The 16,740-nt window shown below is 41.1% G+C and carries 14 protein-coding genes and 1 pseudogene; 6 read left to right on the top strand and 9 right to left on the bottom strand.

Annotated elements, in window-relative coordinates; translation table 11 throughout:
- The 3 genes and pseudogenes from IM475_RS05215 to IM475_RS05225 form a co-directional block, all read right to left on the bottom strand.
- Positions 1–138, bottom strand: a pseudogene (locus IM475_RS05215) (photosystem II D2 protein (photosystem q(a) protein)); the annotation flags it as partial.
- A gap of 325 nt (positions 139–463) precedes the next feature.
- A complete protein-coding gene (locus tag IM475_RS05220) occupies positions 464–1,225 on the bottom strand; it encodes a lipoate--protein ligase family protein (RefSeq protein ID WP_287726900.1) in 762 nt (253 codons plus the stop codon).
- Positions 1,188–1,664 carry a YbjN domain-containing protein gene (locus IM475_RS05225; protein WP_287660477.1) on the bottom strand — a complete coding sequence of 159 codons (477 nt, stop codon included), beginning with the start codon at positions 1,662–1,664 and terminating at the stop codon, positions 1,188–1,190. Before IM475_RS05225 ends, IM475_RS05220 begins: the two co-directional genes overlap by 38 nt.
- A 209-nt stretch (positions 1,665–1,873) precedes the next feature.
- Here IM475_RS05225 and IM475_RS05230 point away from each other — a divergent pair, with 209 nt between their 5' ends.
- Complete coding sequence (locus tag IM475_RS05230; RefSeq protein ID WP_287660478.1) at positions 1,874–2,506, top strand: TetR/AcrR family transcriptional regulator; 633 nt, start codon at positions 1,874–1,876, stop codon at positions 2,504–2,506.
- On the opposite strand, the gene IM475_RS05235 is transcribed toward IM475_RS05230, so the two are convergent.
- Positions 2,507–2,755: a DUF433 domain-containing protein gene (locus IM475_RS05235; protein WP_287726962.1), complete on the bottom strand. Its 249-nt coding sequence runs from the start codon at positions 2,753–2,755 to the stop codon at positions 2,507–2,509. It lies immediately after the preceding gene.
- 100 nt (positions 2,756–2,855) lie between these two features.
- Positions 2,856–3,551, bottom strand: coding sequence for a response regulator transcription factor (locus IM475_RS05240; RefSeq protein ID WP_002795661.1), 696 nt, complete (start codon positions 3,549–3,551; stop codon positions 2,856–2,858).
- 264 nt (positions 3,552–3,815) lie between these two features.
- Here IM475_RS05240 and IM475_RS05245 point away from each other — a divergent pair, with 264 nt between their 5' ends.
- Entirely contained in the window at positions 3,816–5,972 is a 2,157-nt protein-coding gene (locus IM475_RS05245) for a putative PEP-binding protein (RefSeq protein ID WP_287726901.1), read from the top strand.
- Positions 5,973–6,660: 688 nt separating this feature from the next.
- Here the strand turns inward: IM475_RS05245 and IM475_RS05250 are convergent.
- Positions 6,661–9,411, bottom strand: a complete 2,751-nt coding sequence (locus IM475_RS05250; RefSeq protein ID WP_287726902.1) for a glycerol-3-phosphate acyltransferase — start codon at positions 9,409–9,411, stop codon at positions 6,661–6,663.
- Between the two features lie 760 nt (positions 9,412–10,171).
- Between IM475_RS05250 and IM475_RS05255 the strand changes: the two genes are divergently transcribed.
- Together IM475_RS05255 and IM475_RS05260 are read left to right on the top strand one after the other, a co-directional pair.
- Positions 10,172–10,792: a GIY-YIG nuclease family protein gene (locus tag IM475_RS05255; RefSeq protein WP_287726903.1), complete on the top strand. Its 621-nt coding sequence runs from the start codon at positions 10,172–10,174 to the stop codon at positions 10,790–10,792.
- Positions 10,793–11,005, top strand: coding sequence for a hypothetical protein (locus IM475_RS05260; RefSeq protein WP_287726904.1), 213 nt, complete (start codon positions 10,793–10,795; stop codon positions 11,003–11,005).
- A 427-nt stretch (positions 11,006–11,432) separates the two neighbouring features.
- Here IM475_RS05260 and IM475_RS05265 read toward each other — a convergent pair whose 3' ends face one another.
- A complete protein-coding gene (locus IM475_RS05265) occupies positions 11,433–12,299 on the bottom strand; it encodes a hypothetical protein (protein WP_287726905.1) in 867 nt (288 codons plus the stop codon).
- Between the two features lie 200 nt (positions 12,300–12,499).
- On the opposite strand from IM475_RS05265, the gene IM475_RS05270 reads away from it, so the two are divergent.
- Positions 12,500–13,504, top strand: a complete 1,005-nt coding sequence (locus IM475_RS05270) for a helix-turn-helix domain-containing protein (protein WP_287726906.1) — start codon at positions 12,500–12,502, stop codon at positions 13,502–13,504.
- 210 nt (positions 13,505–13,714) lie between these two features.
- On the opposite strand, the gene IM475_RS05275 is transcribed toward IM475_RS05270, so the two are convergent.
- Positions 13,715–14,368: a HupE/UreJ family protein gene (locus tag IM475_RS05275; protein WP_287726907.1), complete on the bottom strand. Its 654-nt coding sequence runs from the start codon at positions 14,366–14,368 to the stop codon at positions 13,715–13,717.
- A 14-nt stretch (positions 14,369–14,382) separates the two neighbouring features.
- Positions 14,383–15,309, bottom strand: a complete 927-nt coding sequence (locus tag IM475_RS05280) for a class I SAM-dependent methyltransferase (protein ID WP_287726908.1) — start codon at positions 15,307–15,309, stop codon at positions 14,383–14,385.
- 202 nt (positions 15,310–15,511) lie between these two features.
- On the opposite strand from IM475_RS05280, the gene IM475_RS05285 reads away from it, so the two are divergent.
- The gene (locus IM475_RS05285; RefSeq protein WP_287726909.1) at positions 15,512–16,708 is read left to right on the top strand and encodes a homocysteine biosynthesis protein; all 1,197 of its coding nucleotides are present in this window, start codon (positions 15,512–15,514) and stop codon (positions 16,706–16,708) included.
- The last annotated feature ends 32 nt before the right edge of the window (positions 16,709–16,740 follow it).

The raw sequence follows: 16,740 nt of genomic DNA on the forward strand, positions 1-16,740 counted from the left end.
TCCACCTAGGGCCATGAAGGCGCAGGGGAAGAGTAGTAAACCAGACCAACCGATGAAGACGAAACGGTCTCTTTTGAGCCAGTCATCGAGAGCATCAAACAGCCCTCTTTCTGGGGCGCGTCCGACAGCAATGGTCATGGGTATTTTTCCTCTTGCTTAACTGAAATCACGGGCAAGATTTCTTAACTTTTTTGAGTCTGGGATTACTCCCATTGTCTTATAAGATGGCGCGATCGATTGACTGGATTAGCTTAACTAAACTAGCTGCGATCGCTCGTTAATCCTCACAAACTGTAAAAGATTAACGTTTCTTAAACTAGCACAAGCTAGACAATAATTTCGAGTTTGGTAAGATTTTGGTTCCTTGCGGCCTCTATCTACCTTTACCCATTATTAGCAAAAAATTACAAATCTATACAACTTGACTCATAATTGATTTTTTATACACACAAAAGTTGTTTTGTCAATGAGTATTTATATTCATTTTTTTAATTGATCGCCATTCCCAATCCTCTAGGGGTTGCTCTAGCAATTGACAATCAAAGCAATCCTCGGCGGCGGTTTTCAGGGTAGCGATAATTGTCTCTAGGGTCAAATCTGGGGCTAAATTGAGCTTTTTAGGGGCAGCACTGCCGAAAACTCGCTCAAACAGCGAATTATCTTGCTCTAGCACCATGGAACCATGTTGGAGAACCGAGGAACCCCGTTGCAGTTGGGCGCTACCAATAAATTTGTTCCCCCAATTATCGACTAGATCCGCACCGGTAGCCGTACCGAAACAGTTAGCAGAATGGATATATCCCCGGCCTGCAACACCGTAGGACAATTCCAGACCGAGATTTTGCCAGCCTGTGATTAAAAATTGACAGATTTGAAGGTAAACTTCCCTAACATTACCCTTCATCCCCGAATTTACCACCATATAAGTCAAATCCCCCTGATGTAGTACGGCCCGGCCACCAGTAGGACGACGAACTAGGGAGATTTTTTGACCTTGCCAAGTCAAATCACGCCAAAAATCGGGATATTGCCGTTGATGATAGCCCAAGGAAATGGCCGGGGGCGACCATTGATAAAAACGCAAAGTCGGGGGATGATGACCACAACGGTGTTGCTCTAGTAACCAAGAATCGATCGCCATTTGTAGCTCTGCCGATGAGATAATTGGAGGAATATAACGCCAAATTTTAGCTGCCACCAAAGGATTCTCGTAACATTTCATCATTATTATCTGCTACCGTCGCCACGAGAGTAATTGCTCGCGAAATCTCCCCCGCAGACAAATCGGCCACAGTGCGCTGAGAAATCACCACCACCTGATCATTCATAATGGCAAAATGAGATTCAAAGGTTTCGGCACAATTCATCGCTAATAACTTGCGGGTTAATCCCAATTCATCCTGAACAGGTAATTTCAGCACAGAAGACCACACCGTTAAAAAATCATCATCGCTTTCCCCAGTTAACTGCACAAACACCTCAACGCTACCATACTGAAACTTCCAAAGATAACCTTTTTCTGTGTGTTGTACCATAGCAGTATCATTCTGCTGCAGAGTAGAAATAACCATTTCAATCATTTCTTGGTGACTGCTTGTACTAGCTAGAAATTCATCGGTCATTGACTCTATTGCTTCTGAAGTCGCTAAACTTTCCGTCGTCATAAAAATTCCCTAAACTCGATCGATCACAATCTTATCCCAAGGGAAAAGAAAAAAAGACATTCGGGTTGGGGGTTGGGGGTATTAGTGGAAATTTCCCCATCTCCCCACTTCCCCACTTCCCCAATTACTCAAAATTTTGTGAAGCATTTGAGTAAACACCTGACTTGATAGATGACAATGGCTCTATCCCCTTCTAGCTGTCAATAATTATGCAAAGTCTTTTTCAACGTTCCCTAAATGAGACGAATTCTGGGGAAGAAGATATCCGTAGTCGTATTCTACAGGCCGCTTTACGTTTATTTGCCGCCAAGGGTTATGAAGGAACCACGACCAAAGACCTAGCAGGAAGCGCAAATGTGGCAGAAGGAACTTTATTTCGTTATTTTCCCAACAAAAAGGCGATTTTAATTGAAGTGGCCACTAGGGGATGGGTGGATATTCTCACCGACTTGTTGACGGAATTGAGCGAAATGGGCAGTTATAAAGCGGTAGCGCAGGTGATGCGGCGTAGGGTGTTGAGAATGCGAGAAAATAGCGATTTATTGCGAGTTTGTTTTATAGAGGCCCAATTTCACCCCGAATTAAAAGAGCGAATCCAATCGGAGGTAATTGCTAAAATGACCGATGTGGCCGAGGCTTTTTTTCAAACAGCGATCGATCGTGGTATCTATCGTCCCATGAATCCGAAAATTGTGGCGCAGGTTTTTCTAGGAATGTTCGCAATTGCTGGTTTTTCCAGTGAAACTATTTTAGATAGCAATGCTTCCCCCTTCGCTTTACAAGAAATGGCCGAAGGTATTGCCGAAATTTTTCTGAATGGAGTGTTAGTTAAGGAAGTTTAATTATTGCCTATTTGCCATGACTTTCCCGACGGTTAACTTTAATCTTGTCCAACTACTGATGATTTCCAGGGGATACTTGAGACACAAAGGACAGAAAGTTTTTTCGCTATCATCGTAGTGGGCTAAAATGTCGGCAATAGTCAGGCCAGAACTAAGTAATTCTCGGATAAATTCAACAGGATAACGCAATCCTCGAAGGCACGGTTTGCCGAGACATATATTTAAGTTGTTTTTCCATCGGTAATTCAGTTGCCTGTCATCGTCAGTTATTGAAAAATTTGACCTGCCTTTTCCCCAAGGGATATTTCTAAGAAGAGAGTTGCCCGCTACTTTGTCCTTAGCTGCTATATTAACTGGTTAAACCGTGTTTTAGGGCAAAACGTACCAATTCCGTGCGACTATTAGTACCAGTCTTGCTAAATAAGCGACTGACGTATTTTTCTACGTTTCTGACGCTGGTTTCTAGACGACTGGCAATTTCTTTATTCATCAATCCCTCCGCTACTAGATCTAAAACACTTTGTTCCCGGGGGGTAAGATCAATTTTAATCGGGGGGGGAGTAGTAGTAAAAGTGTTCTGTTGTCCCACCTGCTGTTTTAATTCCCGGATATCTCGGGCAATTTCTTCTAATCTAGCGTTTTCGCTGGTGGCTTGCAAGGATTGACGACGGCGCTCGATTAAAGACTTGATTAATGCTTCTAATTCTTCGGGATCGAAAGGCTTGGATAAGTAAGCATCACAACCGGCATTATAACCCTGAATGCGATCGCTTGTCATCCCCCTAGCAGTGAGAAAAACCACGGGAATTGTCTGAAAACGAGCATCTTCGCGCAATTTCTTGAGAAACTGATAGCCATCCACCTGCGGCATCATAATATCGGAGATGACTAATTCTGGGATTTCTTGATTAAGCAAATCCCAGGCTTCGTTAGCATTACTAGCAGTTCTTACCTCGAAGTCATCCCCGTACTGTAGATATGCTTGCACAGATTCACGAACCCCCGGTTCGTCATCCACTAACAAAACTTTCGCAGGTGTGTCCATGAATTTCTCGCAGCGATCGAATATTGTCCGAATCCTATCTTATCAGCTATCAGGAGCCGGTCGTCAGTAGTCAGGAGATTGCTTTTATTATTCTCCCATCTCCCCAATTCATAATTCATAATTCATAATTCATACATTCATAATTCCTAATCACCAGATCATCCTCAAGATAGTGACGGTGAGTTAAACTAGCAGGTATAAGTAAAAAGTTACAAAAATCACCTAGATTATTTTAGAATCCTTTCACCATTCTTAACAAATCCCGTGACCATTCTCTGCTGGCTCGATCGCATTAGTGCTTCTGATCGCCCCCTGGTGGGGGAAAAAGCTTTTATTGCCAGTGAATTACACCAGCGAGGATACCCAATTATCAGGGGATTTGCCATTTTTAACCGCATTTTTGCGGAATTTTTGGAAACTATCAACGATGCTGACTCGTTTCTGACTGATTTTCCGCAATCTTCCCTCTATTTAGACGTAGATAACGCAAAAGCTCTGCAATTAGTCGCCAAAGAAAGTCGGCGGGCCATTTTACAAGCGCAAATTCCTCCTCTCTGGTTAGAAGAACTAACGGCGGCCGTGGCACAATTATCCATGGATACCCTAGTATGGCGCTTTTCCCTGCCAGCTAATCTGGCTCGGCGAACGCTCGGTTTATTTTCCGCCCCCATCAGTGGAATTAAAGCAGATAATCTAGAAAATACCCTAAAACAAGCTTGGGCGGAGTTATTCACCGCCAGAAGTCTATTTTATTGGCGAAAAATGGGAATTGGTTTAGAAAAAATTCAATTATCTTTACTGGTACAACCGTTATTACCAGCCAATTGTGCGGGAAATGTGCTGATTAATGACGATAACTGGCAAATTCAGGCGGTTTGGGGATTAGGACACAGTTTAGTTAATGGAGAAGTGGCACCGGATACCTACATTATCGATCGCTCCGGTCAATTACACAGTCGGCAATTAGGCAATAAATCCCGCGCTTATTATCTCAATAGTGACAGTAATCTGCTCGCACCACAATTATTAGCACCCAGTTTACAGGAAAGCTACTGTTTAGATAATTTCGCCCTCGATCGCCTTTGTCAACTGGTTCAATCTCTACTGGCGGAAAAACCCAGCTTAACCAGCATAGAATGGCTGATGATGCTGGATGGTCAAATTTATATTCTCAACTGTCACAGTCAGGAAATCACCGCTACTACCTCCCATTATCCCTTAAGAGGATTAGGGGCATCCCCGGGGTTGGCATCGGGAGTGGCAAAAGTGATCAGCAATTTCGACTCCCCAGAGGCAAATTTTCAGGATTGCATTCTGGTTACTGCTAATTTACCTCCGAAAAAACTGCCCCATTTACGCCAAATTCGAGCAATGATCACGGAACAGGGGGGATTAACTAGCCATGGAGCCATTTTAGCCCGGGAATTAGCCATTCCTGCCGTTGTCGGGGTGAAAAATGCCACGGAAATTATCCGCTCAGGCGAGATAATTTTAGTAGATGGTACGAGGGGAATTATTTCTCTAGCATCTCAGGAAAAGATTTCCTTACCCCCACAACCACCCAGAGAAACCGACGGGACGGCAATCGCTACCCGTTTGATGGTTAATCTCAGTCAAACTGAAAGTATTGCCAGAATCCAAGACCTGCCTATTGATGGGATCGGTTTATTGCGCTCAGAATGGATGATTTTAGAGTTACTTTCTCAGCGTAATCTAGAAGAATGGTTAACACCAGAGCATCAAGAAGCATTGATCGAGAGATTAAGTGATTTAATCGCACAATTTGCCCTTAGTATCCAGCCTAAGCCTTTATTTTACCGTTCTTTTGATGCTCAACATTCGGCTCAAGACAGTCGGGGAACCCATGGTTATATATTAGATCCGACTCTATTCGATCTAGAATTGCAAGCTTTACGACGGGTACAAACCACCGGCGCCACCAATATTAATTTACTGCTTCCCTTTGTCCGCGGGGTTGAAGAATTTATTTTTTGCCGGCAACGGGTACAATCAGCTTTACTCACTCAAGTCCCTTCTTTCCAATTGGGGATAATGGTGGAAGTACCGGGGGTAATCTTTCAATTGAGGGATTATCTGCAAGCGGGCGTACAATTGATCGCTATTGGTACTAATGATTTAACTCAATTACTTTTAGGTAGCGATCGAGAACATTTCTCAGAATATTTTAACGCCCGTCATCCCGCAGTCAGGGCAGCTTTAAAACAAATTATCACTCAGGCAAAACTTTTACAGATTCCCTGTTCCGTTTGCGGCATGGCTATCGTCCAGTATCCCGAACTTATCGATGATTTGATTGCTTGGGGTGTGACTTCTCTTTCGGTGGATAGGGAAGCAGTTTTAGCCACTAGAGAGGCAATTGTTCGGGCAGAAAGAAGGTTTTTATTGGAAAATAGCAGATAACTTCCGAACTACCCCACTTCCCCATCACCCCACCTCTCCACTTCCCCAATTCATAATTCATAATTCATAATTCCCACTTCATAACGCATACTTTGTGCTTTTTGTCAAAAAAACTTTTTTTTTGCAATAAAACTACACAAAAAAAAGATCATCGTTGTGGGTGAAATTGACTCATTTACCTGTCTTAGTTAGGATTACCTTCTAGGTGTGGCAAGGGTTTCAACCGTGGCTGCCCAAAAAAGCATAGAATACCCGACTATGAAATTCAGTAAAATCGCTGTTACCATCATAACATCGTTGTTAAATAAAAATCTTTCTCAATTAATTTTTAAGAATTTGTAAATATTGCGGAATGTTAATTTAAATATTCTCAAGTCTGTGGAGTCAATAGATAATTTTTGCTTATCTTTAGCCAACCTTGGGTTAGGAGTCAGTATTCAGGAGATAGGAGTCTCCGAGTCAGTATTCAGAAGTCGGGAGATAGGTTTTAGGTGTTGGGGGTTGGGTTTTGGGGTTTTGGGGTTTTGGGGTTTTAGTTCAATTTCCCCACTTCCCCCCGCAACGCGCACGAAGTGGTCTCCCCCAATGCATAATTCATAATTCATAATTCATAATTCCCACTACCCCACTCCCTGCTCTTCTTAAACAGAATTTAGCATTAGATACCGAACAGCTTGTCCCCTAATGCCTAGAGAATTTCAATAATTCCTTGACTGCCATCGAGACGAATTAATTGACCATCTTTTAACAATTTCATGGCATTATGCACATCCATAACCGCCGGAATTCCGTATTCTCTGGCAATAATAGCACCATGGGATAATTGTCCCCCCACCTCGGCAATAATGCCCACAGCCCGGGATAATAAAGGGGACCATCCTGAGTCAGTATAGGGAATAACGAGAATAGTATTAGGGGCAATTTCTAGATTTTGTAGGGTTGGCATAATTTTGACTCGTCCCTCCACTGTCCCCCCACTAGCGGCAATTCCCTGTAAGCGTTTTTTGGCAGTTAAATTTGAAACTAAAAATTCTCTTTTCGGGGGTTGTCCATAAACGATGTAGGGAATATCGGTTAATTGAGAGTTTTCTTGGAATTGTTGGCGACGCTGGCGGATAATCTGGTTAAGATTGGCGATTTTATTATTCTGACCCAACTGGGTAACTTCTGAGTAATTTAGATAAAATATATCTCCCTTCTCCGATAATATTTGCTGCTGTAACCAGAGGGTTTCTAAAGCGAGAAAATGCCAGCGTAGGTGAGCTAAAAGACGGGAGTAAATTTCAGTCACTTGGTTTTTGATATTTAATCTTTTTTGGACAGTATGGGAAGATTTGACTTTTTTATGGCTATTATTACCCGGACTATCTAAGGGGAGTTGTAGCAGCTCTTGGGGATTTTCTCGCCATCTCGGTATGGAAATATCAGTCCCCACTTCGCTTAAATAACCGTAGGTTTCTAACCAGAGGGAAAAAGCTGAGTCAAAATCTCGATCGATCGTATTTTTTCTCAGTTCAGATAGCGATCGCATTGAGGCTATTTCTGGCGCTTGGGAGTTATCCAATCTCTCAAAAGGTACTTGCGAAATACTGCGACGCAAGGCGAAGCTAAGAGGGGCAAGAATACTATAATAGGTAGCTTTTTTTAAGACGGTTAGAATCTCCTCAATTTGCTCTAAAATCTCCCCTGAAGATAAAGCTTCTGGGGAAGTAGCGTTAATTTTTTTGAGCGTTGGGATAAAATAGTTTTTTTGATCTTGGCTAAAGTCTTTTTCTAACTGTAATTCCCGTCCTAAAAGTTTTAATAAACCAGGGGAATTAGCCAAAGTTGCCGTTAAAGGTGGTTTGGTAAACTTTGCTCCTTTGGTCAGGAATTCTAAGCTTTCTGGAGGTAATCCCATGCGACGGAAAATTGTGCCTAATAAAGAAGCATTAAAATAGGCTCTTTGATAGTGTAAAGTCGCTGTTTCATTGAAGTCCAAATCGAGGGCTTTTTTGTCTAAAACTAACTGGAAAATATCTCCCCAAACTCCACAGGTTAAAGGACGATTAATTGACCAAGGTAAAGGACGAATCACACCTGGAATAACTTCAGCCGCGATTTTTCTTGTCCAAATTGGCTGTAAATTAGTGATAGGACGGCACTGTAATAACCATAATTTGTGTCCGTCATGAGTCCATTCTATATCTTGGGGAATGCCATGTTCAAGGTTTTCTAATTGCCGACAAAGATTAGCTACCTGTTGAATAATAGCTGGGGGAATATCTCCCGCTCCGATGATAATATTTTCTTCTAAATTAACTCGATAACTTTCGGGGGTGATTCTTCCCGATACAACTCTGGTGGCATCTCCGGGTAAAGCTTCAATAACTACATCTAAACTGAGAGGATTAATCGGATCACGACTGAAGGCAACTCCCGAAAAAACTCCTCGAATTTGTTCTTGAATTAACACAGCCATGGCTGTGTTTTCTTGACCTTGATCGAGTCGATAATTAACAGCATTAGGACTATTATAGGAGGTTTGGCAACTTAAAATCGCCGCCGCTAAATTTTCTCGATCGATGACGTTAAGAATTGTGGTATATTGTCCCGCAGATGAAGCGGTTTCACTATCTTCTCCAATAGCGGAAGATCGCACGACTAAGGGATGATTAATATCAGGATTAAGAGATTCTATTAACGGTTGTGGATCATCCCCCGGTGGTAAAACCCAACCCCTAGGAATGGGATAACCGGCACGCTTAAGATAGGCTAAAGTGGCGGCTTTTTGTCCCACTTTTAAGGCCGTCAGATTGTCATCAAGAGTTTGGATCGATCGATCTCCACGAAAAAAACGAAACATAGTTTTTGATTCATTGTTAACACTTGCTTCGGGTAAGTCTAAATCGTCGGCTATTTTTTGAAAAATTGCCCCTAATAGACAGGCTAAAGCAATGGCAGTTATAATATAACCTGAATCGTGGGGACGGCGCAAGGTGAGAATTAAAGCTAATAAAAATAATCCTACCAATCTACCCGTAGATTTTTCTCGAAAGACAGTAAAGCTAATCCCACTAATGATTGAGGTGAGAAAAACAGCGACAAAATCGTGAACGATTAATCCCCAGAAAACATTAGTAGTTCCCGCACCTTTTCCTAACCAATAGCGCCCCACGACTAAGGCAATTAAAGCTAATAATTCCCAAGTGGAGCCGGTGGGAAAAAAGAAACGGGTTAGGAAAATAACGATAATTCCCTTGGCTGCTTCCGAAATTACCGCCAAAATTCCCACTAATTTACCCCCATGGTAAAAAGCGGCAGTTACACCGATATTACCGGTTCCTAATTGGGATAATTTACGTCCAGTTACGAGATAATTTATCCAATCGATCAGAGGCAATCCCCCGATTATGGGACAGACTAAAAAAATAAATAGGGATCCCCAAATTTCTGTCATTATATTTTCTGGCTCTAAAAAATAGTTAATTCTCGGTGGAGTCCTGTCAGGTATCGGGATTAGAAGAATTCCGCCCACACTCCCTTCAATCTTATATAGTATTTTAGCTCTACCAACCCACGACATTATTTATTTTAAATTTTACTTTATAAATACTTACAGCCTTTCTCGGACAGATGAGGTATAATCACAACAGTGATTGCAGCAATTACGGGTGTCTTTCTTGGAGACTGCCTTAAAAGCTTCTTCGAGAGCCTTGTCTAAGTCTCGATAATTTTTCGGTTGTAATTTTCCCAAGATAGACTTGATTTTTGGGCAAAAGTTTTCAATAGTTTTCAATCGAGGTAAAGTCGAGAGAGTAAGGATGTAAATAAACTATCTTAGGCTCCTTCTTCTCCCACAGCTTGACGGACTTCTTCGCTGACATGAATTTTATCACTCACCCTTCGCTCATTTCTGGAACCGAAAATTTGATAAATTGTCTCAAATGCAGTCTAGCAAACGCATTGAGCGTTCTACTCGAATATTTATTAGTACAAAAAGACCATTTTGAGGTTAAGGAATTGATTAGGGTTTGAGCGAGCCAATTGGCGAGCGCAATCTCGGCAATGTTCTGCCTACCTTATTCGCTAAAAAGCATACAGGATAAAGGTTACAGCAATTTTAAAACCCTTGCCTTAAAAAATTAAGCCAACAATGAGTTATAATTGATAGCAATTACAGAAAATTATTATCTTGAAAATAAAATAAGACTAGGTTTATGCTGCTCGATCCTTTGGCAATGTCTTCAGTAGAACTAGATAATTTAAATCAACTTCCTGATTGTTCGGCCATATATTTTGCTATCGATTCTCAAAATAGAATTCTTTATATTGGTCAAGCAGTTAATCTTTTAAATCGCTGGAAAAATCATCATCGTATATATCAATTACAAGAAATTAATCAAGATTATCCTGTAAGAATAGCTTGGCAAGCTTGCAATAATGAAGAATTAAATGAAATTGAACTATATCTAATTAAACATTTTCAACCTTTGCTAAATAAAACAGAAGTTAAATCTCCACAAGTTGTACCATCAGAGTTAGTCTTCCGAAATTTTCTCAGGGAATTTTCTCGACGATTAATCATTATTGGGTTTAAACCACAAACTTCTCAAGAGCTACCACATATTCATTTGAAATATGACTGGACAGATTGTTCTCCGAAAGGGACAGCCGCAAAGATTAAAAATTTTATTCAAGAAAATAATCATATAAATACCAGTTTTAAGATTAGAAGAAAACCTTGGGGAAGAATCAGGGGGCCAGAAGATTTTCAAATAGGCAGTCGCGGACAAAAAGCCCTAGCTCGTCAGAATCGTTCCTATAATAATCATTGGTAAATGGCTTGTAATGGAGTAATAATCTCTATCACCCCTACCGATAATTATAAACAGATTAAATCAATAACAAATTTTCAAAAACTTGCTGGGGTAAAAATGAGAACAATCCCAGAACATGATTTTAAGAGAATGTCTAATCAATATCCTGATGATTTTGCGGATTTATCATACTTTGTCGATGATTTAGTTCCGTTACTTTGGATTGAAGGGTAATCTTGAATGGGTGCATCTCAATTTTGTAGAAATATCTATATTACATTATGGACGCAAGCGTTCATTGCTGTCAACTTAAGGAAATAGCCCCCGAAATTTGTTGAGAGAGAGCCTCCCTTTTCCTGTTCCCTGTTCCCTTGCCTATAGTAGGCTGCGTTCTCTAACCTGAAACCATCCATGAAAACTTCAATTACCCCTTCATTAATTGGAGGGGTTGATCATTTACTTAAACCAGAAAACGGGTTTCTTTAAGAAAACCAGAAAACGGGTTTCTTTAAGAAACCCGTTTTCTAGACAGGGGCTTAGATGTGTAATTAATTTTGCTTAGGTACTTAATCGATATTTATCGGACTACATCATTGGTAATAGTAACGATAATTCTTCGCAGCTTCGCACCTTGAAACTCGTAAGGAATCTCGTGTTTATATTAAGTTAGGAAGTTAGGAGTATGATTTGAGAAAGTTCTGATAATATCGACATTTTGTTCGATGTTATTAATATACAGTTTCATCTTACCTATTGTGCTGTCACCCAACGTTTCATCGGAAGGGGCGATTATCTTTGGTTTGGCAAATTCAACTTTGAGTTTCACCTCGCCACTAAGACAAGGAAGATCACTTGTGATCTTCTGTTGTTGCCCTAACCAGTTATAGACATAACATAGTTTTCCCTGATAGATGTGGAAACTATGCCCACCAAAACAGCCGTCGTGCGCCATCAGAACAGCCTGTAAGTCCCCTTTAGCTTTGGAGAAATCAATAGTTGCTTCGATCGCATAGAGAGGAGTGCTAATATTAGGAACAACAACTTCGGAAATTTCCAATCCTCCTGGATAATTTTTCGGGGGAACGGCGAACGTAGCGATTTCCCCGGCAACAGCTTCGGAAATTTCTGATCCTCCTGGATAATAAATATAGCTATCGGAAATTTCCAATCCTCCTGGATAATTTGTCGGGGGAACGGCGAACGTAGCGATTTCCCTGGCAACAGCTTCGGAAATTTCTGATCCTCCTGGATAATAAATATAGCTATCGGAAATTTCCAATCCCCCTAGATAATTTGTCGGGGGAACGGCGAACGTAGCGATTTCCCTGGCAACAGCTTCGGAAATTTCTGATCCTCCTGGATAATAAATATAGCTATCGGAAATTTCCAATCCCCCTGGATAATAGGTATAGGTAAATGTGGTATATTTTGAGTTATCAGAAAATGCCGGGGGAGGTAATTGAGGAATTTCTCCACCCACTACCGCAGATCCAGAGCAATCCTCAGGTGGCATATATTGTTCAGTCATCGAAATCTCCTTGGTAATCGATAACGGAAAAAAGTGAGAGATTTAACTGGAATTACACTGATGGACAAAATTAATAAATCAACTTTGCTGTAACTCATACTACTCAGTCCTCTATGCTAAGATGATCCAAAAAACGCAAGTTTTTAAATTGATGGGCAAAAAAGCTTAACTTTACTCAATAACCAAATAGTTATATATAGATGTTTATTTTTGACAGTAAAACCGATATTTTAATTGATTCTCAGGAATTAACCTTTAAAAGTGAATATGTTTGTGACTTTTCTCGCTATTTTCAGAATCGAGAATTTGTCAACTTAGATGCTTTACAACTCAGTGGCGATAATTTTGAAGGGTATCTTTCAAGGATCATCATCGATGAAGTGATGTTAGAATTATCGCAACGTAATTGTTTAACGAATGTTGTGGGAGTAATCCATTCTAAAATGTGGGTTTTTGCGATTCCTGTTCAGGTGAATTCTGTCTTCTTCCAAAATTTGTATCCATTAGAAAATAACTATCTTGGGATTGTCCCCCCTAAATCAGAAATTTCCGTTTTTCAACATCCCTTTTCCAATCGTTTTCAGCTTTACGTTCATGATAATTATCTGCAACAATTGTGCCAAACTTTAGAGTTACCAGAAGCGAAAAAGTTTTTAAATTCTTCCGCTTCTTCTATTGTGATTTGCCCATCGGAAAAAATTCGTCATCTCCAACAATCTTGTCATCAACTTTATCAAATGCTATTTAATTTAGATCGTCAACAAATATCTGGGAAAAGAAAAGCATTAAGATTGAATTTTGTCGGTCAAAAATTAAAAGAAGAAATTGTCAAAGATTTTCTTTTGACTTTAGCAGTAACCAAAGATATTAAAACCCCTAAAAACGCTATCAGACGCACCTCTATCCTCAAAAAAGCAGAAGAAATGATGAGAAAAAATCTGCGTTCTGATCTGACTATTCCAGCGATTTGTCAAAACTTAGAAGTAAGTCAACGCACCTTAGAATATATATTTAAAGACTTCTATCAAATGTCTCCTTACAATTATTTTAAATTGCTTCGTCTTAATGCTTTACATCAATCTCTTAACCAAAATAATCAGACAAAATTAGTTTATGAAATTGCCGAAGAATTAGGTTTTTTTCATCGAGGATATCTGGCCTCTGATTATAAAAAACTGTTTGGTTACTTCCCCTGTGAAACCTAAAAAAATAGTAGGGGTAGGAATTAGGATTATTGTTAGATTTATCTGACTTATTTTTTCTTTGAGGACTAAATTCCTAACTCCTCTTTCAATTCAGCGGCTCTCCCGCACTTGTTTGGTAGGGGCGTATAGTGTACGCCCTTTCTTCGATCAGATTTGCTGATCACCATAACCTCAAGAGAGCCATTAATAATTAGCCCCATCGAGATTAATTTACTTAATTCCTAGTAAGAAAGTTGTACCGATCGCCATAATTGCTAATCCGATTAACTTACTAATTAGAGTCGCTTGCTTGGCTAATTTTTCCTTAATGACACTGCCAAGGAAAAAAGCACCAGATGCGATCGCTAATTGGATGACGGTAAAACCGATTAAATAGGCAACTAAAGCGGCAACTCGCGCCCCGATAATTGATTCTCCGTAGGCATAACCGTGGAAAATTCCCGCAATCATTGCCAGAGTTGCCAGAGCGATCGTATAGAGATTAGAATGAGTTTGTAACCCTTTTTTCAGGGTTAAAACCACGCCAAAAATCACCACAGAAAGGGCAACAATCCCTTCAGGAAAAAGTAAATTTATTCCCTGTAAATGAATGCCTGTCCCGATTAAAGTGGCAATCGCAAAAGCGATCGGAATTAATAAACCCTGTTCCATGCCCACAGCAATTAAACCACTAGCCACCACAAAAGCTAAATGATCTAAACCGATAACTGGGTGAGCTAAACCCGATAAAAATCCGTTCCAAAAATTATCGGGAGTTTGCCCTCCCATAGCATGATGGGCGAGAGTTTTGCTGGCAAAAATTAACAGGAAGAGAGGGACAATAGTTAATATCTTTGTCCAGCTTTGACGAAAAATTATCTTCATTGATTACCTCAAAATTATGATTCGGAAACCCGCGCAACAATCGCCCGATGTCGGGGACTGGTGGGGGTAATGATCGGTGTTTCAAACCCCGCTTCAACTAATGCCTGTTCGATATCGAGAGTAAAATATTGATCGAGATAGGGTTCGGTACTCTTGAGTAAGGTTAGGACATAAGGGGGCATTTTTCGATAAATTTCCGAGCGCGGATTCATATCCATCAGCGTCAAATAACCCCCCGATCGCAATAAACGACGCGCTTCGGCGAAAATTTCTCTAGTAGCCTGTTGGGGTAGTTCGTGGAACATTAAAAACGAAGATACCAGATCGTAGGACTGACTGGGTAATTGAGTTTTTTCTGCGGCTGCGTGTTGCCATTGAATCGTCTTTTGTTTTTGTTGAGCTTGGTATTGGGCAACGGCTAAATAGTAGGGAGAGAGATCTAACCCAGTTACCCGCGCTTGAGGATAAGTATCTTGCAGTGCAAAGCTGCTCATGCCGACACTACAGCCTAAATCGACAATATCGTTAATTTCTGCCTTGATTTGCTCTTTTAATATCCGGTGATATTCCCGCCGCAATCGCGGATCGCCGTCCATCCCCGCCCCGGGCCAGATGGTAGAATGGACAGCATAGGCGGCAGATTCTACCTCAAAGGCTGGCAACCAGTCTAAATTGCCCTTTTCGTAAGCGTGGAAAGAACAAACGTAGTATTCGGGATAGACGAGATCGGGATTTTCTACCGCTTGCAGTTCCCAACTCCAATCCCGTTGTTGCCATTGTTTGACGGTTTCCCGCCAAGGTACGCCTAGTTTTTCGGCTCTTTTAATCATCATATTGCGCGCCTGATAGCGAGCGATGTCAAAAAGCGGTTTTATGCCGAGAATACGGTTAACTAGACCAGAAACAGGATTAAAGGAGGCCGGAACGGGTGTAACTGTCATAGAAAAGCTTTGATCGTAAATTTTCCCTTTTTCATCTTATAACAGTGATCAGTCATCAGTAATCAGTAATCAGTGAAAAGACAGCACTGTTACGGCCATTTAATACTGCTCAGTTAATACCACTCACTTAAAACTCAAATCTGATTACTGTTTACTGACAACAGCAAAAAGCTCCCTAACCACCATCTGGTCAATTTTTATTATGAGAACAATCGCTGAAATCAACGACAAAATCGCTAAAAAAACGGCTGTAGTCTGGACAGTAGAGGAATTAAAAAGCCGCGTGAGCGAGATGGGAATTAAGGAGATTTTTTCCCAAGTAGATGTGGTTTGTACGGGAACTTTTGAACCGATGGAATCTTCGGGGGCAATTATTAATTTAGGTCAGACGGATCCGCCGATCAAAATTCGTCAATGTTGGTTAGATGGGATTCCTGCTTATGCTGGTTTTGGGGCGGTGGATCTATACTTAGGAGCCAGTGCTATTAGTGATCTAGTGGCCAAAAATGAGAATTTAGAGGGAGAGAATCCCGAAAGGGGCGGCGGACATATTATTGAGGATTTAATCGCTGGAAAATCGATTCAATTGCGCGCTGTCGGCCAGACCACCGATTGTTATCCTCGCACTTCTTTTGAAACGATTATTTCTAAGGAGACTATTAATCAATTTTATCTTTTTAATCCTCGCAATCTCTACCAGAATTTTATCGTCGGAGTCAATGGGGGAGAGCGGACTTTATATACTTATTTAGGACCACTACAGCCGCGATTAGGTAATGCAGTTTATTCTAACCCCGGGGCAATTTCTCCCCTGTTAAATGACCCCGATTTAGAGGCTATAGGCATCGGTACGCGCCTTTTTTTGGGAGGAGGAATCGGTTATATTGCCTGGGAAGGAACCCAACATTTTCCCCTGCAAAAACGCCTACAAAATCGCACTCCTATTGGTCCCGCTTCCACCTTAGCCTTAATTGGGGATGCTAAACAAATGAATGCTCGCTGGGTGCGGGGTTGTTATTTCAAAAATTATGGGGCTTCTTTAATGTTAGGGGTAGCAGTACCGATTCCGATTTTAAGCGAGGAAATTGTTCGACATTGTGCGGTAAAAGATGAGGAAATTGTCGCTCCAGTGGTGGATTTTTCCATTCCCCGGCGAGTCCGTCCTACCTTTGGTTTAATCACCTACGCTAAACTAAAAAGCGGTCGGATTATGATCGAGGGAAAAAGTGTTAGGGTTGCTCCTTTGGCCAGTATTTCCTTGGCCCGGGAAGCCGCTTTAGAATTAAAAGCACTAATCGAATCGGGAGAATTTACCCTCACAGAACCCGTGGCCAAAATTAATCTAGAGCGGACTTTTATCCCCCAGGATCGTTGGGGCGGAAAATTATCAATTGAGTGAGGAGTTAAGGGATTGCGTGCAGGCGGCACAAC

It is taken from the genome of Microcystis sp. M061S2 (assembly GCF_020245605.1).
Taxonomy (GTDB): domain Bacteria; phylum Cyanobacteriota; class Cyanobacteriia; order Cyanobacteriales; family Microcystaceae; genus Microcystis.